Source organism: Synechococcus lacustris Maggiore-St4-Slac (genome assembly GCF_024345595.1).
Lineage (GTDB): Bacteria > Cyanobacteriota > Cyanobacteriia > PCC-6307 > Cyanobiaceae > Synechococcus_D > Synechococcus_D lacustris.
On the sequence record NZ_JAGQBK010000008.1, the window covers coordinates 21,859 to 45,071 of the forward strand.

General features: G+C 56.7%; 23 protein-coding genes and 1 tRNA gene. 13 read left to right on the forward strand and 11 right to left on the reverse strand.

All coding sequences use genetic code 11. The annotated features are described in order from the left end of the window. The first annotated feature begins 24 nt into the window (after positions 1–24). From sfsA to KBY68_RS07405, 5 genes are all read left to right on the forward strand, one after another. A complete protein-coding gene (sfsA, locus tag KBY68_RS07385; RefSeq protein ID WP_255096551.1) occupies positions 25–774 on the forward strand; it encodes a DNA/RNA nuclease SfsA in 750 nt (249 codons plus the stop codon). A 124-nt stretch (positions 775–898) separates the two neighbouring features. Next, positions 899–2,323: an ammonium transporter gene (locus tag KBY68_RS07390; protein ID WP_255096552.1), complete on the forward strand. Its 1,425-nt coding sequence runs from the start codon at positions 899–901 to the stop codon at positions 2,321–2,323. A gap of 43 nt (positions 2,324–2,366) precedes the next feature. Continuing rightward, a complete protein-coding gene (locus KBY68_RS07395; protein ID WP_106498888.1) occupies positions 2,367–2,705 on the forward strand; it encodes a P-II family nitrogen regulator in 339 nt (112 codons plus the stop codon). A gap of 36 nt (positions 2,706–2,741) precedes the next feature. Further along, the gene (locus KBY68_RS07400) at positions 2,742–3,938 is read left to right on the forward strand and encodes a 4-hydroxy-3-methylbut-2-enyl diphosphate reductase (protein WP_106498900.1); all 1,197 of its coding nucleotides are present in this window, start codon (positions 2,742–2,744) and stop codon (positions 3,936–3,938) included. Between the two features lie 11 nt (positions 3,939–3,949). Next, positions 3,950–4,528: a DUF1997 domain-containing protein gene (locus tag KBY68_RS07405; protein WP_255096554.1), complete on the forward strand. Its 579-nt coding sequence runs from the start codon at positions 3,950–3,952 to the stop codon at positions 4,526–4,528. A gap of 3 nt (positions 4,529–4,531) precedes the next feature. On the opposite strand, the gene KBY68_RS07410 is transcribed toward KBY68_RS07405, so the two are convergent. Together KBY68_RS07410 and purH are read right to left on the reverse strand one after the other, a co-directional pair. Beyond that, entirely contained in the window at positions 4,532–4,990 is a 459-nt protein-coding gene (locus KBY68_RS07410; protein WP_106498887.1) for a DUF4079 domain-containing protein, read from the reverse strand. A 55-nt stretch (positions 4,991–5,045) separates the two neighbouring features. Next, positions 5,046–6,569 carry a bifunctional phosphoribosylaminoimidazolecarboxamide formyltransferase/IMP cyclohydrolase gene (gene purH, locus KBY68_RS07415; RefSeq protein WP_255096555.1) on the reverse strand — a complete coding sequence of 508 codons (1,524 nt, stop codon included), beginning with the start codon at positions 6,567–6,569 and terminating at the stop codon, positions 5,046–5,048. 67 nt (positions 6,570–6,636) lie between these two features. On the opposite strand from purH, the gene KBY68_RS07420 reads away from it, so the two are divergent. After that, complete coding sequence (locus KBY68_RS07420) at positions 6,637–7,209, forward strand: alpha/beta hydrolase (protein ID WP_255096557.1); 573 nt, start codon at positions 6,637–6,639, stop codon at positions 7,207–7,209. Between the two features lies 1 nt (position 7,210). Here KBY68_RS07420 and KBY68_RS07425 read toward each other — a convergent pair whose 3' ends face one another. Next, a complete protein-coding gene (locus KBY68_RS07425) occupies positions 7,211–7,579 on the reverse strand; it encodes a DUF3155 domain-containing protein (RefSeq protein WP_106498884.1) in 369 nt (122 codons plus the stop codon). A gap of 400 nt (positions 7,580–7,979) precedes the next feature. Between KBY68_RS07425 and KBY68_RS07430 the strand changes: the two genes are divergently transcribed. After that, positions 7,980–9,110 carry a sensor histidine kinase gene (locus KBY68_RS07430; RefSeq protein WP_255096559.1) on the forward strand — a complete coding sequence of 377 codons (1,131 nt, stop codon included), beginning with the start codon at positions 7,980–7,982 and terminating at the stop codon, positions 9,108–9,110. Here the strand turns inward: KBY68_RS07430 and KBY68_RS07435 are convergent. After that, the gene (locus KBY68_RS07435; protein WP_255096560.1) at positions 9,085–9,843 is read right to left on the reverse strand and encodes an adenosylcobinamide-GDP ribazoletransferase; all 759 of its coding nucleotides are present in this window, start codon (positions 9,841–9,843) and stop codon (positions 9,085–9,087) included. The two genes, KBY68_RS07430 and KBY68_RS07435, sit on opposite strands and share 26 nt — an antisense overlap. Positions 9,844–9,908: 65 nt before the next feature. On the opposite strand from KBY68_RS07435, the gene tgt reads away from it, so the two are divergent. Further along, on the forward strand, positions 9,909–11,045 hold the full coding sequence (gene tgt, locus KBY68_RS07440; RefSeq protein WP_255096561.1) for a tRNA guanosine(34) transglycosylase Tgt: 1,137 nt from the start codon (positions 9,909–9,911) through the stop codon (positions 11,043–11,045). A 37-nt stretch (positions 11,046–11,082) separates the two neighbouring features. Beyond that, on the forward strand, positions 11,083–11,226 hold the full coding sequence (locus KBY68_RS07445; protein WP_117434625.1) for a photosystem II reaction center protein K: 144 nt from the start codon (positions 11,083–11,085) through the stop codon (positions 11,224–11,226). Here the strand turns inward: KBY68_RS07445 and KBY68_RS07450 are convergent. After that, a complete protein-coding gene (locus KBY68_RS07450; RefSeq protein WP_255096563.1) occupies positions 11,165–11,938 on the reverse strand; it encodes a WecB/TagA/CpsF family glycosyltransferase in 774 nt (257 codons plus the stop codon). The genes KBY68_RS07445 and KBY68_RS07450 overlap by 62 nt on opposite strands. A gap of 32 nt (positions 11,939–11,970) precedes the next feature. On the opposite strand from KBY68_RS07450, the gene KBY68_RS07455 reads away from it, so the two are divergent. Next, positions 11,971–15,135: a glycoside hydrolase family 15 protein gene (locus KBY68_RS07455; protein WP_255096565.1), complete on the forward strand. Its 3,165-nt coding sequence runs from the start codon at positions 11,971–11,973 to the stop codon at positions 15,133–15,135. Position 15,136: 1 nt separating this feature from the next. On the opposite strand, the gene KBY68_RS07460 is transcribed toward KBY68_RS07455, so the two are convergent. From KBY68_RS07460 to KBY68_RS07475, 4 genes are all read right to left on the reverse strand, one after another. Next, positions 15,137–16,132, reverse strand: coding sequence for a Gfo/Idh/MocA family protein (locus tag KBY68_RS07460; RefSeq protein ID WP_106498877.1), 996 nt, complete (start codon positions 16,130–16,132; stop codon positions 15,137–15,139). 37 nt (positions 16,133–16,169) lie between these two features. Further along, complete coding sequence (locus KBY68_RS07465; protein ID WP_193464799.1) at positions 16,170–17,474, reverse strand: hemolysin family protein; 1,305 nt, start codon at positions 17,472–17,474, stop codon at positions 16,170–16,172. A gap of 61 nt (positions 17,475–17,535) precedes the next feature. Beyond that, a tRNA-Ile gene (locus KBY68_RS07470) sits at positions 17,536–17,608 on the reverse strand. A gap of 21 nt (positions 17,609–17,629) precedes the next feature. Further along, positions 17,630–18,136 (reverse strand): Occludin/ELL family protein, encoded by a 507-nt coding sequence (locus KBY68_RS07475; RefSeq protein ID WP_255096567.1) that lies wholly within the window; start codon positions 18,134–18,136, stop codon positions 17,630–17,632. On the opposite strand from KBY68_RS07475, the gene pyrE reads away from it, so the two are divergent. Together pyrE and ygfZ are read left to right on the forward strand one after the other, a co-directional pair. After that, positions 18,136–18,684 carry an orotate phosphoribosyltransferase gene (pyrE, locus tag KBY68_RS07480; RefSeq protein ID WP_106498876.1) on the forward strand — a complete coding sequence of 183 codons (549 nt, stop codon included), beginning with the start codon at positions 18,136–18,138 and terminating at the stop codon, positions 18,682–18,684. The genes KBY68_RS07475 and pyrE overlap by 1 nt on opposite strands. After that, the gene (gene ygfZ / locus KBY68_RS07485; protein WP_255096568.1) at positions 18,677–19,525 is read left to right on the forward strand and encodes a CAF17-like 4Fe-4S cluster assembly/insertion protein YgfZ; all 849 of its coding nucleotides are present in this window, start codon (positions 18,677–18,679) and stop codon (positions 19,523–19,525) included. Before pyrE ends, ygfZ begins: the two co-directional genes overlap by 8 nt. On the opposite strand, the gene KBY68_RS07490 is transcribed toward ygfZ, so the two are convergent. Then, a complete protein-coding gene (locus tag KBY68_RS07490) occupies positions 19,483–20,895 on the reverse strand; it encodes a TM0106 family RecB-like putative nuclease (protein ID WP_255096570.1) in 1,413 nt (470 codons plus the stop codon). The two genes, ygfZ and KBY68_RS07490, sit on opposite strands and share 43 nt — an antisense overlap. Before the next feature lie 29 nt (positions 20,896–20,924). Between KBY68_RS07490 and KBY68_RS07495 the strand changes: the two genes are divergently transcribed. Further along, a complete protein-coding gene (locus tag KBY68_RS07495; RefSeq protein WP_255096571.1) occupies positions 20,925–22,373 on the forward strand; it encodes a phosphohexomutase domain-containing protein in 1,449 nt (482 codons plus the stop codon). On the opposite strand, the gene KBY68_RS07500 is transcribed toward KBY68_RS07495, so the two are convergent. After that, positions 22,352–23,143, reverse strand: coding sequence for a glycosyltransferase family 2 protein (locus KBY68_RS07500; protein WP_255096572.1), 792 nt, complete (start codon positions 23,141–23,143; stop codon positions 22,352–22,354). The two genes, KBY68_RS07495 and KBY68_RS07500, sit on opposite strands and share 22 nt — an antisense overlap. Between the last annotated feature and the right edge of the window lie 70 nt (positions 23,144–23,213).

Consider the following 23,213-nt stretch of genomic DNA (forward strand, 5'->3'; position numbering starts at 1 on the left):
TGGCCCAGTAGTTGACCAGCCCCGATGCCTGCCGTTGAGGTGCATAGCTTTGAACCGCTGCTGGAAGGCGTTTTGGTTAAACGCTGGAAACGTTTTTTATGCGAGGTGGAACTCGCTGATGGCGAGCTGGTAACTGCCCATTGCGCCAATACAGGCCCCATGGCTGGGGTGTTGCTGCCGGGGGGGAAAGTGCGGATACGCCACGATCCATCTCCCAAGCGCAAGCTGGCCTACACCTGGGAGCAGGCTGAGGTGCCCGCAGCAGGTGGTGGTAGTTGCTGGGTGGGTGTGAACACAGCCCTGCCCAATCGCTTGCTGCGTTTAACAATCGAAGCGGGCCACCTGGAACCGTGGCTCGGGCCGATTGCAGCGATTCGCCCCGAGGTTACCTATGGCTTAAATCGTGGTAGCCGCATTGATTTGTTGTTAACGCCAGCACCCGGGGCAGCGGATCCAAGGCCCATATATGTGGAGGTGAAAAACACCACCTGGAGTGATGGCACAACAGCTCTTTTCCCCGACACCGTTACCGAAAGGGGCCAAAAGCATCTGCAGGAACTGATGGGCGTGTTGCCCGATGCAAGGGGGGTGTTGATCCCATGCGTGAGCCGCCCTGATGTGGATAGTTTTGCCCCCGGTGATAAAGCTGATCCCCGCTATGGGCAGTTATTTCGCCAGGCTCGTGCCGCTGGGGTGGAGGTGCTGCCCTGTCGGTTTGATTTCACTTCCACCGCGGTGAGGTGGTTGGGGCTGGCGGCACTGCAAGATTTGTAATTAATTCAATTCATCAATTGGTTGCCATTTATACATTTGTAATATCAGGTTGGCCCCATTCTGAATCCAGATTTGAAGGCTCTTCAATTTGATTTCATCCCCTAAGTTTCTGCCACCCTCGGCGATGCAAAGCATCGACCATTGGCGATTACAGCAAACCGGATTTATCCATTCCTTGCGCCACAACAGCAGTTTGCAGCGCACTGGTGTGTTTTTGTTGGCTGCTGGTGCTGGCTTGCTGCCCTTGATGGCAGGTTCCGCCAAGGCAGCCCTCACCAAAATGCCCACCGATGGTGCCGACACCCTTCTGATGCTTATGGGTTCAGCTTTGGTGTTGTTGATGACCCCAGGCTTGGCATTTTTCTATGGCGGTTTTACCCGCGCCAAGAATGTGCTCAACACAATGATGATGAGCTTCTTCCTGATGGGTTTAATCGGGGTGCTTTGGGTTGTTATCGGTTACAGCTTGTCTTTTGATCTTGGCTTTAAAAGTCCATTTATTGGTGGCCTCGGCTCCATGTGGTTGAACGGGGTTGGTGGTGAATTAGGTGATGCGCCCCTGGCCGATGGCTTTGCAATCAGCGCCACATCATTTGCTTTATTCCAGGGCATGTTTGCGATTATCACGCCGGCATTGATCTCCGGCGCTGTTGTGGAACGCATCAATTTCAAAGCTTGGTTTTGGTTCTCCCTGCTATGGAGCTTGTTTATTTATTGCCCCATGTGCCACATGGTTTGGGGTGGAGGTTATATCGGACCATTTGGTGAAATTGGCGCCATCGACTTCGCTGGTGGCACCGTTGTGCACATCGCTGCCGGTGTGGCAGCCCTAGTTTCAGCTGCAATTGTTGGACCTCGCACCAGCTACCCAGAATCAAAGCGGCCACCCCACAACGTGCCATTCATTCTTTTAGGTGCTGGTCTGCTCTGGTTTGGTTGGTTTGGTTTCAATGGCGCTAGTTATTTCGCTGCTAAAGGTGCTGGTTTCTCTTTCCTCACCACCACCGCCTCTGCTTCAGCTGCCTTGCTCACCTGGTGCCTAATTGAGTGGTTCACCGATGGCAAACCAACAGCTGTTGGTGCTGCAACCGGTGCGGTGGCAGGCCTTGTGGGTATTACCCCCGCTGCTGGTTTTGTTTACATGGGCCCCGCCCTTTTGATCGGTGCCCTTTCCGCTACGGCCTGTTTAATTGCCGTGCGGGTGAAGATGGCCACAAAACTAGATGATTCCTTGGATGCCTTCATGGTGCATGGCATCGGTGGCACCGTTGGTGCTTTGCTCACTGGCTTATTAGCTGCCCCAGCGCTTGTGCCCGCCGACTACTTCCCAAAATCCGCTGAAATCCTGGCCAAAGGCGGCAATATCGCCCTCTTTGGAGCCCAGTTCAAGGCAGTGTTAATCACCTTCGGCTTTGTGGGCCTTGGTACGGCGATCATCCTTTGGATTGTTGGTGCTGTAGTTGGTTTGCGTGTTAGCCCCCAGGAAGAGGAGCGTGGGCTCGATTTTGTTGCCCATGGCGAAGAGGCCTACGACCCGATTACTTTTTGATATCTAGTTTTTTCTTTTCTCCTAAATCCTTTGCTGTACTGCCATGAAATTGATCACGGCTGTGATTCGTCCATCCCGTTTAGATGCGGTAAAAACCGCCTTGGTTGATGCCTCAATTGTTGGGATGACAGTGTCCGAGGTGCGGGGCTTTGGCCGTCAGAAGGGTCAGGTGGAGCGCTACCGCGGCTCCGAATTCACGATTGATTTTTTGCCCAAGGCAAAAATTGATGTGGTGGTGGAAGACGGCCAAGTTGAAACAGCGATTGCCGTGATCGAAACCGCAGCCCGCAGCGGTGATATCGGGGATGGCAAAATTTTTGTTGTTCCGGTGGAGCAGGTGGTGCGGGTGCGCACCGGTGAAAGGGGCTCCTCTGCCCTTTAAACCAATAGATTGGCCTAACCGGCGCTTTTTCCTGCCATGGACACCCGCGCCTTTAAGCGCTCCCTCCACCATTCGGAGCGTTATAACCGCCGCGGGTTTGGCCGGGCAGAAGAGGTGGCCAGCAGCCTTGAGGAGGCTTACCAGAGCGATCTCATTCAAAGCCTTCGCGATAACGGGCATCAGCTTCAGCAGGGTCGGGTAACGATCCGCCTAGCCCAGGCCTTTGGTTTCTGTTGGGGCGTTGAGCGGGCCGTGGCAATCGCCTACGAAACCCGTCGCCATTACCCCACAGAACGGATCTGGATTACCAACGAAATCATCCATAACCCATCCGTTAATGCCCACCTGCGCCAGATGGATGTGCTTTTTATCCCTGTGGAAGGTGGCGTAAAGGATTTTTCAGCTGTTGATAAAGGAGATGTGGTGATCCTGCCGGCCTTTGGTGCCACCGTGCAGGAGATGCAGCTTTTAAATGAACTGGGCTGCCACATTGTGGACACCACCTGCCCTTGGGTTTCAAAGGTGTGGAACAGTGTTGAACGCCATAAAAAGGAATCATTCACCTCTGTTATTCACGGCAAGGTGAAGCACGAGGAAACCCTTGCCACCAGCTCTTTTGCTGGCACCTATCTGGTGGTGCTCGATTTGGCGGAAGCCCAATTGGTTTGCGACTACATCCTTGGTAATGGCAACCGCAGCAGCTTTTTAGAAAAGTTTGCCGGTGCCACCTCCCCTGGATTTGATCCCGACCTTGATTTGGTGCGCATTGGCGTTGCAAATCAAACCACCATGCTCAAAAGCGAAACGGAGGAGATCGGCCGCCTATTTGAGCGCACCTTGCTGCGTCGTTATGGCCCCACCGAGCTGAACAACCATTTCCTTGCCTTCAACACCATCTGTGATGCCACCCAGGAGCGCCAAGATGCGATGTTTTCCCTAGTGGATGAACCCTTGGATTTGATGGTGGTGATCGGTGGTTACAACTCCTCAAATACCACCCACCTGCAGGAAATCGCCATCAGCCGCGGCATTGCATCGGTGCATATCGATGCACCCGAACGGATCGGCCCTGGTAATTGCGTTGAGCACAAACCATTGGGTGGTGAGCTCACCACCATGAGCCCATTTCTGCCCGAAGGGCCCCTGCGCATCGGCATTACTTCTGGGGCCTCCACCCCTGATCGGGTGGTGGAAGGCGTAATCGATCGATTGTTGCAACTCTCTGAGCTGTAGCGCCCGTTAGATTGGTTGAACCAAGGGTGGATAAAGAGAAGTTGCGCCGTTATGTGAGCAATTTTGCTGATGTGATGGAGATGCGGGCCCCGGCAGCAGCGGTGGCTTCCTACCTCGATGTGCATCAGGGCTGGTTTGTTAGGTGCGCTGCACCGATGCAGGTTGAACCGGTGGGGCAGAACGGCTACCACCTGATCTTGGGTAAGTTTGGCAATTTTGGCTTTGAACTTGAGCCGAGTATTGATCTCGAACTGCTTCCCCAAGCGGAGGGGATCTATCGGATTGAAACGATTCCCGCCTCCCGTTTAGCGGTGGAAAAAGATGGCTATGCCGTTGATTTTCAAGCCAGCCTCCAACTTGTTCCAGAAGGCGAATACACCTTGGTTGAGTGGGAGCTCGACCTTGAGGTGGCAATTCGTTTGCCCGCCTTTATCGACCTGTTGCCCGATGGCTTGGTGCAATCGAGCGGCGACCATCTGCTGCGACAAATTGTGCGGCAGGTTTCCCGGCGGCTCACCTGGAAGGTGCAGGAAGACTTTCACTCCCAGGCTGGGCTTGTGTGCCCTCCCCAAAAAACAGCTTTGTTTTAAGCCTTAACGGTTGGTCCAGATCTTATTAACGATCTGCACACCGCTCACCGCCTGCCAAAGGAAAAGGGTCATCACCAGCATGTTCATGCCCACATGGGCTTTACGGGCAATCAAATTGCCCTGCTGCATCAAAGGTGCAAGCGAGGCTGCTATGGCGATCAAAGCAGTCATGCCAAGGCCCGCTAGCAGGTGGGGCCCCACAAATAATTTGCCGTTGTTTAGGTAAGTAACCGCCATCCCGCCGATGCTGCCCAGCACCATCACCGCCAGCACCAGGCTGCCCATGAAGTAATGCCGTTGGGCGAATTTGCCTTTAATCAGTTCCTTGCGCTGTTCTGGGGTGCCGGTGCGGGTTTTCTTTGCCTTGATGCCAAGAAATAGGGCATAGGCAGAAGCCGCCAGCAGGCTCCACATCAGCAGGGGATGCACAAAATTGAGATTAAAGGCAAGGGCCTCAGGCATGGGAAATAACGAAACTGATTTCAACTGTATGGGTAGGGGGCGGCTAAAAATCGGCTTAATGCAAAAAATGACGGCGGCCCGTGAACACCATCGTTAAACCGGCAGCGTTGCAGGCTGCTATCGAATCGGCATCCCGTTTGCTGCCCCCGGGTTGGATAAAGGCGCTAATGCCATGCTGAGCAGCATTTTCTACGGTGTCGCTAAAGGGGAAAAAGCCATCGCTTGCCAAGCTCGCCCCCTTTGCTGCTTCCCCAGCGGCCCCAAGGGCGATCGCCGCTGAACCCACTCGGTTCATTTGGCCAGCGCCAATGCCAAGGGTTACCCCCTGGCGGGCAATAACAATGGCATTGGAGTGCACATGCCGCACCACCCGCCAGGCAAAGCGCAGATCAAGCCATTCCTCTGGGCTGGGGGAGCGTTCTGTAACCACTTGCCATTGCTGCTCCTGTTGAGGTTCATGGTCTTGTTGCTGGGCCAGCACACCACCTAAAACGGAACGCAGCTGGAGATCAGCTGCTGTGTTGCATAGCTCCGCCGGTAGTTCCAGCAGGCGCAAATTTGGTTTTGCCGCCAGTATTTGCCTTGCTTCTTTGCTGATGGCGGGCGCCACTAAACATTCCAGAAATAAACCTTCCAAGCTGGCGCAGGCAGCTGCATCGAGGCGTTGGTTAACTGCCACGATGCCGCCAAAGGCTGATATGGGATCAGCGCCAATCGCTTTTGCTAGGGCTTCAGCCAAATTTCCAGCGATGGCAACACCACAGGGATTGGTGTGCTTCACCACCACAGCGGCCGCGGCTTCAGCCGCGGGGAAGCGCAGCAGCGCCCCTTGGGCAGCATCGAGATCCAACAAATTATTGAAGCTCAGGGCCTTGCCCTGCAGTTGCAGCGCTGCCCCCCAGCCCTGCTCTGGCTTGCTAAACCAATTAGCTGCCTGGTGGGGGTTTTCGCCGTAGCGCAAACTTTCGCGCAGGGGCAAGCAAAGCTGCAGCTGCGCTGGTTCCCCCAATTGAGCTGCAAGCCAGGTGCTGATGGCAGCGTCGTAGGCGGCGGTGTGGCGGAAGGCTTCAAGGGCAAGTTTTTGACGTTCCTCAAGGCCAATGGGCCAGGCCGCCAGGAAGGTTTCGTATTGGTTGGGATTGGTTAAAACCGCTGTGTGCTGATGGTTTTTTGCTGCGGCCCTCACCATGGCTGGCCCGCCGATATCAATTGTTTCGATCGCCGTTGCCCAACTCACATCAGCCTGGGCAATGGTTTTTTCAAACGGATAAAGATTCACCACCACCAGATCGATTTTTGCTATCTGCTGGGCTTCTAAATCAGCCAGATCAGCCGCTTCATCCATGCGGGCCAAGATGCCGCCATGGATGCGGGGATGGAGGGTTTTAACCCTGCCCCCCAACATTTCGGCAGCGCCGGTGTGGTCTGCCACTTTGGTAACGGGAAGCCCAGCTGCAGCAAGGGCGGCGGCGGTGCCACCGCTGGAGATCAAGGAAAATCCATGCTTTTCCACCAGGGACCTGGCGAATTCCACCACCCCTTGCTTATCGGAAACGCTGATTAGGGCTAAAGGGGCCATGGCCAGTGCTTAAGGGAAAACCGCAATAGGAATGGTATGGGTAGAAGCTGCAGTGGCAGCTTGAACCATGCGGCTAATCCTTTTGCACGGTTGGGGTGCCAGCGGCAATGATCTGGAGCCGTTGGGGGAAAACCTGTTGCAATTGCTGGGGTTAAACCCTGCTGTTGCAACCCTGCGCTGCCTGGAGGCACCAGATCCGCACCCGGCCGGTGCTGGCGCACGCCAGTGGTACAACCTGCAGCAGCCGGGTTGGCCTGAGCTGCCAGCGGCAGTGCAGGCTTTGAAATTGAGGTTGGAGCAGGAAATATTGGCTGCTGGCAGCGATCCCGTGGTGGTGTTGGGTTTTTCGCAAGGGGGCGCCATGGCCCTTGAAGTGGCCACACCAATGCCTGTGGCTGCCGTTTTGGCATTTAGCGGTTATCCCCATCCGGATTGGCAGCCTGGAGCAGATGGATTGGCGCCCGTGTTTCTGGCCCATGGCAGCAATGATCCTGTGGTGCCCCTAGGGGCCCACCAAGAAATCTGCAAACGACTGGAAGCAGCTGGCGCTACGCCGGTTTCCTATGTGTTTAACGGTGAGCACAACATTCCCCCTGGGGCCGTGGCGGCGGCGGCCAAATTCCTCAAGGGGTGCCTTTAATTCAAACGAAGGCGTATTCGTACTCTTCCATTTCTTCCCAATCGTCGGCAACGGCCTCTAGGCCGGCAAACAGGGTTTCTTCACCCACCGAGTCAACGATGGAGCGCAAAGAGGGAAAGAGGAAATGATTTTCTTCAGCGTATTGCGCGCTAAACAAGCCCTTTTCGCCCCAAAAGAAGCGATCGGTGGTGTGCTCATTACGGCGCACATTGATTAGAGCCGGCGGCATCAGGCTTGATTCAGCGATGTAGCGCCGCGCGGCTGTAACCGGTTTGTGTTCACCGGTTTCAAGGTTGAAAGTTGGCACGTGAGCTAAAACCCGCTGGCCTGCTAGGCGGCGGCGGCTGACGCGTTTGCGCTTCTTCGACATGACAAAACCCCCCAACTTGGTGGAGGCGTAATCGGAACGGGATTTTCAAGTCGCTCGGGGCCGCTAAGGCGGACCGGTTTCGGCTTGGGAGCAGGTGGGCCTGCGGCGCCCAAACGTCTGTTGTGCGGAAATTGATCAAAAGATCAAAACCCAGGGGGTGGAGCGAATCCGCCCGTTGCTGCCGCAAAACGGCGAACAACAGAGAGTGAACTACATCTGGTGTAGCCTTTTCGAGAGAAAAGCGCCACAAAAGCTGCAGTGTGTGCTGGATCCAACTCCACGGCACCAAGCTTTCGGCACTGTGATGTGTTGGTCGTAACAATGATCTTAAGACTTTCTCCGGATTTTGCAACCCCTCTGGGTCACTCGTTTTTTGATCTTTTTTCGGCTTTGAGCGGCTGTGGCTTCTGTGATTTCTGAGGGCTTTCGCCGCTTGGTAAGCCAGCAATTAGTCCAATTTTTAGACCGGCCTGAATTGATTTCCTTAGGGGTTTACCTGGCGGTACCCGATGCCTCCGGGGAACTGCAATTGCAGCCAGTGGAGGTTTGGCCCGCCAATGCAGAGCGGCTTGGTCCCGCCGCCAGCGATGAATCCCTGCTGCTTGCCGAGCAGCAGCGCCGTTGGTTGCCCCTGAGGCGGGAATCCCTGGTGATTGGTGCCCTAAGAGTTGATAGCAACATCAACCCTTGGCCCCAGTTGCTGCAGGAGCGCCTGCTGGGGGCGGCCCAGCTGCTCACGGAAGCGCGGCTTTTGGATCTTGAGCAGCAGCGCTGCCAGGCCCAGCTCCAGCAAGATCGGCGCCAGCGCTCCCTTCTGGTGCATCAAATGCGCAACCCCCTTGCGGCTTTGCGCACCTTCACCCAGCTGCTCTTAAGAAGGCTCGATCCCGCCGATGAACGTCGCGATTTGGTGGAACACCTGCTGCAGGAGGAACTCGCCCTCGACCGTTATCTCGAGGCCCTAGCCCAACCGGAAGCCAGCCCCAGCCTCTCCGCTGAACCGGAAGCTCCCTTGTTGTTGCCGCCGGCCCTCACCCCCGACCGGGCTGAACCCCTTAGTGCTGCTTTGCAACCCCTCATGGCCCGGGCCAGCGCCACCGCCAGCCTCCAGGGGCGCCCTTGGCATGGGCCCCAGCAGTTGCCTCAGCTCAATCTCCCCGGCGCGGCAGCGGTGGCCGAAATCCTTGCCAATTTGCTTGAAAATGCCTTTCGCTACAGCGATTCCCAAGCACCACTTGGGCTTTGGTGCCAACGGCGCGATCAATCCCTTGCCCTTGCCATCTGGGATAGCGGCCCAGCCATCGCCTTGGCTGAGCGGGAACGCATTTTTCAGCGGGGCCAACGGGGCAGCAGCAGCCAGCAGCAGCCAGGTTCAGGCCTTGGTTTGGCCCTGGCCCGCGACCAGGCCCAGGCACGGGGCGGCTCCCTTGAGTTGATTGTTCCCGCCAGCAAGCTTGATCCAAAACTGCCCGCCGCCGGCAATGCATTTCTGCTGGTGCTTCCCCTCAACCCAAACCGAGCAAACCAATAAGCCAAATCAGCCATAGGGCTAGGGCTTCTGTCCATTCAACACAGGCGCCATAGCTATCACCGCTGTGGCCCCCGAGGCGCTTGCCAAGCCAAAATGGCACTGCCACAGCCGGAATTAGGCCGCTGATGCCCGCCCCCAGGGGCAGGTTGGGAACAGCAAGGCTCAAGCCCACCATTAGGGCAAAGGCAAAGGCGCTTGGCCGTAGTTCAAGGCTGAGGCCCTGGCTATGTTCCCGGTGAAAGCCAGCGCTGCCGCCGGGCCTTAGGTATGGGAAATGGGCAATCGCCAGCAATGGCGAAACCCTGCCCCAAAAGGCGCTCCACAACAGCGCTGCAGCCGCAGCTCCTGGGGCTAAAGCGATCAGGGCAGCACCCTTGAGCAACAGCAGGATCAACCCCGCCACCAGGCCACTGGCGCCGATGCGGCTATCGGCCATGGCTTCCATTTGGCGCTTGCCAGCGCCGAGGCCATCGCCGCAATCCAGCACTCCATCAAAGTGCAAGCCACCGCTCAGCCAGAGGCCAAAGGCAATCACAAGGGCTGCCAGGCTTGCGGTTGGGAGCCCTAGGGCGCTTCCAGCTAGCCATAGGCAGGCCTGGGCGCCACCTATGAACAGGCCAATCCAGGGGGCAAACCTGGCGATTCGTTCAAAGCGCGGTTGCAGATTTTTGGCTGCCGGTAGGCAGCTGTAGTAGATCCAGCTGCCAAGCAGATCGGGCCACCATTGGGGCACGGCCGCGCCATGCGATTACCACCATCCTGGCGGCCCATAGGGTTGGGTAATTCGACGGCATCAATGTGACCAGCAGCGCCGCTCCGTTTAGCTACGAAGTGCTGCATCAATGCCCCCATACCAAAGCCCGCGTGGGCCGTTTTCACACCCCCCATGGGGTTGTTGATACGCCGCGCTTTATGCCCGTGGGCACCGCCGCCACGGTAAAGGGAATCAGCATTGATCAATTGCGCAGCACCGGAGCGCAGATGGTGCTCAGCAACACCTTTCACCTGCACCTGCAACCGGGGGAGGCAGTTGTTGCCGCCGCCGGTGGCCTGCATCGCTTCATGGGTTGGCACGCACCAATGCTCACCGATTCCGGCGGCTTTCAGGTTTTTAGCTTGGCCAGCCTCAATGCCATCTCCGAGCTGGGGGTAACTTTCAAATCCCCCAGAGATGGCCTGGTGGTGGAGCTCACCCCAGAGCGGGTGATGGCGATTCAAAACAGCCTTGGCGCCGATGTGGCAATGGCATTTGATCAATGCCCGCCCTATCCGGCCAGCCATGCCGATGTGCAGGAGGCAACGGAGCGCACCCATCGCTGGCTTGAGCGTTGTGTTGCCGCCCACAACTGCGCCAACCAGGCCCTGTTTGGCATCGTGCAGGGCGGCTGTTACGAGGATTTGCGCAAGGAATCGGCCCGGGTGGTGGCTGGTTTCAATCTGCCTGGTGTGGCGATTGGTGGGGTGAGTGTGGGGGAGCCTGCCCTTGCAATGCATGAGGTGGTGCGCTGGGTGACACCGCTGCTGCCACTCCACAAACCCCGCTATTTGATGGGGGTGGGCACCTTGCCGGAGATGGCCCAGGCGGTGGCCGAGGGGGTGGATTTATTTGATTGTGTGCTGCCCACCCGCCTTGGTCGCCATGGGGCCGCCCTGGTGGGTGGTGAGCGCTGGAATTTAAAAAATGCCCGCTTCCGCAACGACCACAGCCCCTTAGACAGCACTTGCCCCTGCCCCACCTGCCAGCAGCACAGCAGGGCCTATTTGCATCACCTAATCAAGAGCGATGAAATCCTTGGGCTCACCCTATTGAGCCTCCACAACCTCAGCCAGCTTTTGCGCTTTACCAATGCCATGGCCATGGCCATCAGGGATGGTTGTTTTGCAGAGCATTTCGCTCCGTGGGAGCCGGGCTCAGCGGCTGCTCACACGTGGTAGCGTCGCTTGGTTTCACCCCCTGATGGTGACTGCTGTTATGCCATTGGCTGTTCTTACCCACCTGGCCCAGCTGCCTGAGGCCTATCGCGCCTTCGCACCCCTGGTGGATATTTTGCCGATCATCCCCTTGTTTTTCCTGTTGCTTGCTTTTGTTTGGCAGGCTTCGGTGGGTTTCCGTTAAGCACCGCTAAGGCGAATTGGGGCAAGGCCAACATGCGGCGCCAACGGCTTGGTTCTTGAACGAGTCGGTAGAGCCATTCGATTTGTAGGGCCCCCATCCAACGGGGAGCCCTTTTCTTTTGGCCACTCCACACATCAAAACTGCCGCCAACCCCCATCCAAAGGCCAGCCTGGCCCTGATGCAGGTGATTGATCCAGGTTTCTTGGCGCGGGATGCCAAGGGCCACCAGCACCAGATCTGGCTGCAATTGCAGCAGTTGTTGCTCCAATTGCGGCCAACGCTCCCTGGGTTGGTAGCCATCAATTGTTAGAACAAGTTGGAGGCCAGGGTGTTTTTGGGGCAGCTGTTTTTTTAGTAGCTCCATTACCGCTGCTGAACTACCCACCAGGGCTACCCGCCAGTTGCTGCGAGCGCTATGGGCCAACAACTGATCCGCCAATTCAATGCCGGGGCTGCGTTTTACGCGAATGCCTTGACGCCTCAGGGCCCACACCACCCCAGCGCCATCGGGAATCACCAGCTCCGCTTGGCTGATCGCAGCCCCCAGCTCCGCTTGGGCCAGGGCGGCCATGGTCATTTCAGCGTTCAGCGTTACCAGCTGGCCACCACCTCTGCTGTGCAAAGCAACAGCTGCTGCCAACACATCAGCGCTCACGTCAACTGGCAAGCCGAGCACTTGGCAGCGTTGGGGGATTGTGGGAATGGCTGCCATGGAATTTGGAGTTACCGGAGAGAATCTGGCGGATGACATCACCACTGACAACAAAACAGCTCGCTGCCCTGGGGCAAATCGATGCGGCCGTTGATCGGGTGTTGCTGCAAAGGCAGCATCCAGTGTCTGGTTTGCTGCCCGCCAGCACCGCCCACAACATCCACGGCAATTACGGCGACGCTTGGGTGCGGGATGGGGTTTATACGATCCAGGCGGTGTGGGGGCTGGCAATCGCCTGGCGCCGGGAGGGTTCCAGGCCCCAGCGGGTATTTGAACTAGAGCAAAGCGTATTGGCTTTGATGCGCGGCTTGTTGCGGGCCTTGATGGGCCAGGCGGCCAAGGTGGAACGCTTTAAGCAAAGCCTTAAACCCCTAGATGCCCTCCACGCCAAATACAACACAGCCACCGGTTTGCCTGTGGTTGCCGATAACGCTTGGGGGCACTTGCAGCTTGATGCCACCGCCCTGTTTTTGTTGCAGCTGGCCCAATTCAGCCGTGCCGGTTTGGTGGTGGTGGCCAATCGCGCCCAGGTGGCCTTTGTGCAAAACCTGGTTTTCTACCTCAGTAGGGCCTATCGGGTGGCCGACTACGGCATCTGGGAGCGGGGCGATAAGGGCAATAACGGTGCTCCAGAACGCAATGCCAGCTCGATTGGTTTAGTGAAAGCTGCCCTGGAGGCGGCCCAAGGTTTGGATCTCTATGGGCCCGAGGGAGATGGCAGTGCCCTGCTTTGGGTGCCACCGGATGCAATCGTGCGGTTGAGGCGGGCCCTGGAGGGCCTGCTGCCGCGGGAATCCGCCAGCAAGGAGGTTGATAGCGCTTGCCTCACCACCGTTGGTTATCCCGCCTGGGCCGTTGATCGCCCCGACCTGCGCCAACGCACCTTGGAGGTGATCAGGCGCCAACTGGCCGGCAGCTATGGCTACGCCCGCTTTCGCCGCGATGGCCATCAAACGGTGCTGGAAGACAGCAGCCGTTTGCACTACGAACCGGATGAACTGGCTTGTTTTGAAGCGATTGAATGCCAATGGCCCCTGTTTCTTGCCTTTGAACTGCTCAGTGCCTGCATGGAGGAGCGCTGGGAAGAAGCCAGCGCCTTTCAGCAACGGCTCACCGCTTTGGCCTTGCCCCAGGGCAGTGAATTGCTACTGCCTGAGCTTTACCGGGTGCCCTTGGAATTCGTTGAGGCCGAACGCCGCTATCCGGGCAGTCAACCGCGCCAACCAAATGAAAACCTGCCCCTGTTTTGGACCCAAAGCCTTTGGTTGTTGGGGCAATTATTGCTAGAGGGTTTGGTGCTGCCTGAACAGCTCGATCCCTGCGGCAGGCGCCTGCCCCGGGTGTTGGGTTGCAACAAGGTGAGGATTGTTTTGGTGCCAGGCGATCAAAGCGTTGCTGCAGCCCTGGCGGCAGAGGGCATCCCCATGGCCACACCAGGTGATGCTGGGGTGGAAGTGCAGCCCTCGGCCCGTTTAGCTGAGGCCTTGGCTGGGGTTGGGGCATGGCCTGCCCTGGGCCTATCCGGGCCAGGGGTTGGTGGGGTGGCCACCTTGGCCGTAACAAGGCTTTATCGCTGCGGTGGCGTGCCCACAGCATTTCTGCCGCCCGTGTTGGAGGAGGGCATTTTTTATCTGGCCGACGACCCGGAACAGCTGGCTGATGCGGTGCTGGGCGAATTGCGCATGTTGCAACGCCATTGGCGTGATCAAGGCGATCCCCTGTTGCTTGTGCCCCTGGCGGCAACTGCATTTGCCAGGCAGCCAGCCGGTTTTATGGCCCTGGCGCGGCAACTCCACAGTGGATCCCTTGATGGGGTGGCCGTAGCTGTGGGCACCTTGGCGGAGCACTTGCCGGCTTTGTGCTGGGAGCCGATCCAGTTGCCAGCCCTGTCGCGGGTAATGCCAGCGCGGGTAAGCCCGCTGCGGCTGGCGGAAGCGCGCGGCCACCGCTCCCTCTCCGTTGCCCAAGAGCAACAACTAGAGCTGGAAACCACCTCCGTGCTTGATCTGGCGGCCCAGTTGTGGAGCAGCACCCTGTTGCGGGAACAGGCGGAATTATTGGAGCAATTGCAATTGCGCCTAGGCCCAAGCGGACAACTACAGGCCCCCGACCAGGGCCTGCCCGTTGCCCTATCGCAACTTTTGGAGGCTGTTTATCACCGCAGTTTGGAGGCGGGCGATTGGGAGCCGGTGCGCCGCTGCGCCGGTTTACTCGGTTTGGTGCATCCCCACCTGGAGGATGCCTTAGATGATCTACTGGCCCGCCATAAACAATTGGTGGTGGGCCGTAATTACACGCACCAATCACGGATTAAAGAACCCCTTGATAGCGCTGGCATTGCAGCTCGCATCAGGCGTTTCAGCGGTGAGGACGGCCGCGAAACGATCCTGCAGCAGGAATTGCTGTTGGCCCTTGAGGGCTTAGCAAGGCAAAGGCCAGCCCTATTGCAAGGCACGCTCACATTTCAACTTGGCCAGTTGCTTTTGTTGCTCACCAGTGAACTGGCTACAGAACGCCAACTCACCCCCTCGGAAGCCTTTGAAGCCCTCTGCGCTCTGCCACCCCATGGCATTTCACGGCGCTTGGGGGTGGTGCTAGCCGACCTGGAACGAGCCAGGGCTGCTTTGGATCGTTGCGAGCAGTTGCATGTGAGTGGCCAGGTGCTCTGGCAAGCGCCGGCTCCAGCGGATGAAAAACCGATGGGGGGCTGCTGGTTGCAACACCGCATGCGCCAGGGGGCACTCCAACGGGTGCCAAGGGATTTTTATCCAGGTGTGTGGGGGCTATTGCAACACTGCCGCGGCCTATTAATTGGAGATAAATTAGAACGACGCAATCGCTTAGATAGTGATTTATTAGCTGAAAAAACACCGGGGGAACATAATTTTGCTGTTCTTGTGGATCACTTGCTCAGCAAGATAGAAGCACCTGAATATCGTCAACTTACGATTGAAGCACTGCTTTCTTTAATGGCATTTTTTGAAGCAAACCCAAAGGTTCGCTTTGAAGATCAGTTGGCCCTTGATGTGGTGATTGGCCATGGGGTGAGGCTTGGCTGGCTAGATGAAAACCAACAACTTCCTGCGGCCGCCTACGGTTCCCATAAAGCTGCTGCCTGGCAATCTTTTTACCGTTATTCCCCCACCCGCTGCCGTGAATTGGTGGTGGCAGCATTGCGTCAATTAACTGGCGTTTAGTTCAAAGGGGTTGGGGTAGTTGTTGCAAACTTTGTTGCGGCTGCTCCACCGCTTTTTCGATTAGATCGGCCAGCTGTAGGGCCCTTGAAGCCTGCAAACCATCCACCGCTGGGATTTCAAGGCCCCTCACGCATTGGAGGAAATGCTCCAGTTCTGCATAAAGCGGTTCGGTTGGAGTGATGCTTACCTCTTCAATAAAGCCATCGTGGCGATAGAGCAGTTCACCCCTGTTGGCTGAATACGACTCCTGGGCGCGGCGATGAATGCGTAGGTTGCGATGTAAAAAATCAGCTTCGATCAAGCTGCCGCGGCAATGGGCGCTCAAGCTGCGCACTTTGCGGTGGCTCATCTTGCTGGCGGTGAGGCTGGCGGCCACCCCATTGGCAAAGGAAAGGGTGGCTGTTACGTAATCGATGGGCCCCTCGGTGCTTCTACCACCGGCGGCGGCAAAACCCACCACTGGCGCCTGGGCTAGTTCCAGCACCAGATCGATGTCGTGAATCATTAAATCCAACACCACAGACACATCATTGGCCCGATCGGCATGGGGGCTATGGCGCCTGCTTTCAAGCACCATTACCTCCTCGTTTGTAACCACATTCAGCAATTCGCGAAATGCGGGGTTAAAGCGTTCGATATGGCCCACCTGCAATAGGCGTGAGGCCGCACTGGCGGCAGCGATTAGTTCTGAGGCTTCCTGCTGGCTGGCGGCAATTGGTTTTTCAATCAGCACATGCACCCCAGCCTTTAGGCAGGCCATGCCCACCGGGTGATGCAACAGGGTGGGAACAGCGATGCAAACCGCCTCCACCTCATTGATCAAGCTGCTGTAATCGGCATACCAGCGGCAGTTGAATTGGGTGCTGGCAAGGCGTCCCCGCGCTTCATCGGGGTCGGCAACACCAATTAACTCTGCATCACGCAACAGGCTCAGCACCCGGGCGTGGTGCCAACCCATGTTGCCAATACCGATCACACCTACCTTTACCGGTTTCATGGGCGGGTGTGGGTGCAGGGTTGTGAGTGCAAGGTATCTAGTCCTTCTGGGGGGTCATTATCACTGCATTCTCGCGGTGGCCTAGCCAGATCTTCACTTCTTCGATACGAGGCCCATCCATGGTTAGCACTTCGAAGTGATGGCCCCCCCAGCGCAAGGCCTCACCGGGGGTGGGGATATGTTGCAACCTCTCTAAGAGAAAACCAGCCAAAGTGTGATGCCCATCGGCTTCAGGCAGCTTTAACCCCAGCTGACGGTTGAGTTCAAAAATCTCCAGATCGCCCGCCACCAGCCAAAGATCTTTGCCGAGGGGTTGCAGATCCGGCGGACTGCCGTCGTCTTCCAATAATTCATCACCAACGATTTCACCGGTGAGATCGGCAATTGTTACGAGCCCTTCGGTGCCGCCGTGTTCATCAACCACCACCAGCAGGGGTTCGCCATTGCGGATCACCGGCAGCAATTCAGCCAGGGAAGCACTCTCTTGAATCCGTTCCACATTGCGGATGTAGGCGGCCAATGGGGTGTGTGGTTGCAGTTCACCGCGGGAAAGTGGTTCCGCCAACAGCCTTAGGTCGAGCAGGCCGCGCACATCATCCAAGGAATCGCCGATCACAGGGAAACGGGCATGGTTGGTGCTGAGCACCGCCTGCATCAATTCGGCAAAGCTCACCCCGAGCGGGAGGGTAACCATGCCGTTGCGGGGCACCATCACCTCCCGCACCTGGGTATCACGCAGCGAAAACACCCCCTCAAGGATGTTGCGTTCATCCGGTTCTAAACCGGTTACTGCATCGTTTTCAATCAAATTTTCCAATTCACCCGCCGACAGCGCTGGCACTAAACGGTCCCATTCCCGCGGGAGGCCAGTGAAAAGCAAGAGCATTTCCGCCAGCCGCTCCAGCGGCGCCAATAGCGGCGTTAAGCATCGATTAACCGCCTCCAGCAAGGGGCCTATCCGCAGGGCTGAAGCCTCTGGATCCCGAAGCACCCAAGCCTTTGGCAGCACCCCACCCAACAGGGTGGCAACGATGGCAAGGCTTAAAAAAACCAACAGCTCCAAGTAGGGATGAAGGCCGTTGGTTGCCAGGCCCACCAACAATTTGTGAACGCCCCAGCCGAGGGCCAATAGAGAAAGGCTTACCCCTAACTGGGTTGCCACCAGGGCGCGCCGCAGGTGCCTTTGTAAGCGTTCAACGGCCAGGGCCCCGTAACTGCCATTTTCAGCTAATTCCTGCACCCGGGTGGGCCGCAGGCGAATTAGGGCAAATTCCGAGGCAACAAAAAATGCCAGCAATGCCAGCAGCAGCACCAGGCCAAGCAACCGCAGGCTTAAACCCATGGAAACCGCTTACCGCGATAACGAACTAAGTGAATTATGGATGTAGAGCGAAAAATTGGAATGGGGGTCCCGAGGATCGAACTCGGCTAAGGCGAATTATGAGTTCGCTGCATTCACCAGATTGCTAGACCCCCACGTTTCTATTCTTCCAGATTCTATTTACCCATGTTGTTGGGGCTATCAGCCACCCGCAGGGGAATCGGTTTGCTTTGCTCTTGCATGAGGGCCTTGGTGGTGTTTTCAACGGCACTGCCGTCCCAAACGATGGTTTGATCGGGAAAACCAAAACCCATCACCTTGGTGCCATCGCCACCACCCATGCTGATGCCGAGGATATCGGTGATTTGATGGGTGATATCAATGCCTCTGGCATAGGGGGAGCTGTAGGAGAAAAAGCGTTGTTCGATTAATTCATTGCTGGTTTGCACTGCACCGCAACGGGTTACCTCCACAGGCATCAGTTTTGAATCAACGCTGCTGGCGGATGGTGCTTCAAAACTGGTGGTGCACACCACAGGGCCAGCAATTGCACTGGAGCTGTTAGTAATGGCTGCAAGGCCAAGCAGTCCCAACAGGGTGCAGCGGGAGCTGAAATTCATGCTTGGTGCCACCTTGCTTACGGGCCAGGTTAAAAACAAAGCATCCATTTCGCCAGTGAGCAATTTTGAGCGCTGATCCCCTACTTCAACTACTGGCGATCCATGCCTATCGGCGTGGCCAGTTCACCTTGGCTTCCGGTGCCAGCAGTGAGCACTATGTGAATTGCAAACCAGTAACCCTTAGCGGTAGAGGTGCCCTGCTTTTGGCACCGCGGCTGTTGGAGCTGGTGGAGCCTGAAGCGCTAGCTGTGGCAGGGCTCACCCTTGGGGCTGATCCAATGGTGAGCTGGGTTGCCCATGCTGCTGCCTTAGCCGGCCGCAACCTCGATGCATTGATCGTGCGTAAAGAAGCAAAGGGCCATGGCACCGGCGCTTGGCTTGAAGGCCCCTTACCCCCAACCGGTTCATTGATCACCCTTTTGGAAGATGTTGTTACCACTGGTGGCTCAGCCCTTAAGGCGGTGCATCAATTGCGGGCGGCAGGCTATGTGGTGCAACGGGTGGTGGCGATTGTTGATCGAGAGGAGGGTGGTGAAGCAGCCCTAGGGGCCGAAGCTTTGCAATTGCATTCGCTTTATCGCCTCACTGAGGTTGCTGCCGCCCATGGCTAGTGAAGATTTGAATCCATGGGCCTTGATGCCATTGCCCTGGCGGTTTTGTTTTGAAGTAACCCGCTTGCCAATGCAGGGCCAGGGCAGCTTGCGATTACTCCACGGCCAAACCAGCCAAGCTCTTTTGGATTTAGCGCCTGGGCAGCAGCGTTCCACCTGTTGCCTCAATGCCACAGCCTGGTTGTTTGCCCTTGGTGAGGTATCAGCAACAGTTGACGGAGCGGAATTGCTGGTTACCGCAGGGGTGGGCGCTGAGGTTTATCGCGCTTTGGATCGGGTTATTTTTCCGGCGGATCAGGTGCACTTGCAACAGCCAGAGCAATTGATTTGGCATGGCTTAGTGGAGGCGGAGGGGCCCCCAACTCAAGCGGGTTGGGGTTTACCGGGCCGCCATTGGCTGCTGCCACCAGAAGCGCCCCTGCCGGAAGCGCTGCAGCAGGTGAAGCAATTAACGGCCCCTGAGCAGGAATGGTTGCGCTTTCGCCAGGGCATTCCAGCCGTACCTGGCGAACTAAATGCAGGCTTAAATCCATTTGAATTGGGCCTTAACGAGCGGGTAAGCCTTGAAAAAGGTTGTTATTTAGGCCAAGAAACCCTTGCAAAATTGCAATCCAGATCTGGGCTAAAGCAGCAACTACGCCGTTTTTATGCACCACCAGGGGTAAACATCCCAGAAACGGGAGCCAAGCTCTTTGGCCCCGGCGGTGAACGGGCTGGCACGGTGAGTTCCTGCCAAGCCAATTGGGGCCTTGCCCTAATTCGCCGTGATTGGTGGCAATGCCAGGAATTGGCAGGTGTTCAGTTGTCGCTGCCGGAGGCGGTGCTGTTTAACAGCCAGTGAGCCACTGCCCAGGTGGCAAGGCAGTCGTCGCGGTTGTATTGAAATATGCGTTTTAGTTGGTGGCGATTACCGCGAGCTAACCATTGGCGCCACCAGAGCACGCAACGGGCGCCCTCCGCTGTTGGTTGGCTCCAGCGAAAACCCCGCCAGCTGGCTACGGCCTTAAGGCCGTAGCTATCCACGGGTAAACGCCAGTGTTGCCGCACCCTTTTATGGAGGTCGATCAACCCCAGCGGCGCTTCAGCACCCTGCCTTGCGGCTAACCGGCTCAGGGCAATGGCCTCTGTTTCGCCGTAGTGCAACACCGGCCAGCCTGGGTAGGCGGCAAAAAGGCGTTGCAGCCGCAGCCATAGGCGAGCTTCGCCATGGTGTTGGAGGGCGAGCAGGGGCCGGTAGGAGGCGTTAGCCGCGCTGGGCCATTCAGGCTTGGCACCCCTGCGCAGGATTAAAAAGCCGTGTAAGAAATCATCTCTGGCATCGGGGTCGGATTCGATGTCGTAGATCAAAACGCCTGGTGCCGTAGCTAATTCAGGCAGGCCATTTTCATCAGCTTGGCTTAGGCGTTCAGCCTGGCCTGCTTCCTGCACCCTGGCCTGGGCAATCAATTCCAGCGCTAATTCCGGGCGTTGTTCACCATTGGCTTCCAGTTGCGCCATCAAGCGATTGGGATCGATGGCGGCAAGGGCGGCGCGGTTGGCAATACCCAGTTGCTGTAGTAGCTCTTGACGCTTACCGCCAATCCCGCTCACTTGGCTCAACTCCCCTGCGGCCTCTGCCACTTGGTTGCAACTGCGGCGCCAGCAGCAAAGGGTGCACTTTTTGCGGTCTTGGGTGAGGGGTGGTGCTTGTTTTTGTTGAAGGTCGATGGCAACGCGGCTAAGGGCTTGATCCAGTTGACGGCTGATTTGGCCGCTTAAGTTCACCGGCTCCTGTTGACCTTGGGGGGTGATCAGTAGTCCGTGGGATACGGCAGCGCCCTGGTGGTGTTCCACTAAACGACCCCAAAAAGCAAGGGTGAGCCGATGTTCGCGGGTGCCGTGGCGGCCCGGCTGCAGTAGTGCAGGTTGATAACTGAAGTTGCCCAGTTGGCTGGCTTTTGGCCTACGCAAGAGCAAGGTGGGTCTACCGAGCAATCGGCCGTGCTGCAGCAGCATTTGCCTGATGGCGCCTGGATTTTGCATTTGCGCTTGCAAGCGCAGTTCCTGGTCGGCTAACTGCAGAGCCCGATGGGGATTCCAGATTTTTTCATTGGGGTTGCCGTGGCGATCGAGCCAGGCTTTGCGGTGGCAGCGCAGCCAGCTACGCAATTGCCGGTCGGTGAGCAGCTGGGTCTCCGGCACCTGCCAACCCCTAGCGGCGGTATTGATCACCCACACTATGGCCAGCTGAATCCAGCCTGATGGCCTCTGTTCCTCTGCCGTTGGAGGCAGCTCCAATCGCCTTTGGCACCGATGGCTGGCGCGGCATCCTCGGCGTAGACATAACCCTGGAGCGTTTATTGCGGGTAGCTGCAGCCGCAGCAGCGGAATTGGCCCATTCCGCCCCCGCAGGGCTTGATAGCCGCACGGTGATAATTGGTTTTGATCGACGGTTCCTTGCCCCTGAATTAGGGGCTGCCATTGCAGCGGCAGTGCGCGGCGTGGGTTTAGAGCCGCTGCTGGCCCAAGAGCCTCTACCCACCCCCGCGGTTAGTTGGGCGGTGGTGGAGCGCAAAGCCTTGGGCGGTTTAGTGATTACGGCAAGCCATAACCCCGCTGAATGGTTGGGTTTAAAGATCAAGGGCCATTTTGGTGGTTCGGTGGAGCCGGAATTCACCGCCAGGGTGGAAAAACGTTTAGCTGCTGGTGGCATCAGCGTGGCGGAAGCGGGAGAAACCGAATGTTTCGATGGTTGGGCTGAATATTTAAAGGGCCTGCGCAGCAAAATAGATCTCAAGGCCCTAAGCCACGGCCTAGAAGCAATGAATATTGCCGTGATTGTTGATCCAATGCATGGTTCTGCCGCCGGCGGTTTACCTGCATTACTTGGCAATAATGTGCAGGAAATACGCTCAAATCGCGATCCATTATTTGGCGGAAATCCCCCTGAACCATTAGCTCCTTATTTGAGTGAATTAATAACAGCTGTAAAACAATCCACGGCAGCGGCTAAACCAGCAGTGGGAATTGTTTTTGATGGAGATGGTGATCGGATTGCCGCAATCGATGAACGGGGAAGATATTGCAGTACGCAGTTATTAATGCCCTTATTTATTGACCATCTCGCCAGGGCAAGGAATCTGCCAGGCAAGGTGGTGAAAACGGTTAGTGGATCGGATTTAATGCAGTTGGTGGCTGAAGATCTGGGTAGGGAAGTTTTGGAGATGCCGGTGGGATTTAAATATATTGCCACTGAAATGTTGAGCTCTGAAGTGTTGGTTGGCGGTGAGGAATCCGGCGGGGTTGGTTTTGGCATGCACCTGCCAGAACGGGACGCCCCCTTTGCGGCACTGCTATTGCTCGAGGCTTTGGTGGAGGGTGGTAAGCCCCTGGGCGAAAGGTTGGATCAATTGCAAGCCCGTTGCGGCGGGGCCAGTTTTTATGATCGCTTAGATCTACGCCTTAAAGATATGGCGAGTAGGCGGCGGCTTGAGCAGCAATTGGCAGAGGCACCACCAGCTGAGGTGGCCGGTGTTGCAGTTAAGGAATACATCCGCACCGATGGCTTGAAATTAAGGTTGGGCTTAAACCATTGGTTGATGCTGCGTTTTTCAGGTACGGAACCCTTGCTCAGGCTTTATTGCGAAGCGCCAGATCCTGAAAGGGTTGCGCTTGTATTGAAATGGGCTCAGCAGTTTGCAGAGGCGTGATTTAAAGTTGGAATTGAACCAGTTATCACTGATCCAGTTGCTACCGATGCATTTGAAGTTAATTTATTCGATTGCTTGATGATATTTTCACCCCGCGCCCAGGCGGCATTGCGGGATAGAAGTTCTAATTCATCAAACCAAGTGGTTTTAGTCATTTGGCCAGGGTGAATGCGTATGTGATACACATAGGAATCAACAATAATACCCGGTGCCGTTGATGTAACCGCGACCATCATGCCTATATCTTCCCCCTGGGGAAGCCCCATCCAGCCGCCCACACTTTTTAAAAGGTTCGATTCAACCAGGAGAGTTGTGGGGCCGAGCGGAATACTTGCTTTTGGTGTGGGCCAAGCGCGCCAAACATCCCCGGCGGAGCTGGGGCCTGCTGCGATAATTATTGGATCGAGTTTGTGGTCATCGGTGCAGTAGCCCGCAGCCCACTTAGCAGCTTGAGAGCTGTTAATAGCCGCTAATCTTTTATCTATTGATAGGGGATATAGCCAGTCGTCATCGTCGGCGCTTGTGATCCAATTGCCACGGGCAATAACCAAACCTAAATTGCGCGCCGCCGCTTGCCCGATGGGCCTTGCGGTTGAAATGATGGTTGCTTGCTTGGCAAGATCACCAGGTAAATTTGCGGCATCTTTACCGTCTATAACAATTACATGTTCCACATCGCAGTTATTACTGCTAAGGCTTGCGTTAAGTTCCACCAGCATATCAAGCCGATCAGGCAAAAGCCTGGTGGGGGTGATCACGCTAACGCTCATTTATTTGCCTGGAAAGTAGTTAGAAGTTAAAAAGATTAAATATGCTTACAGCTAAACAAGCCTTTGCTCA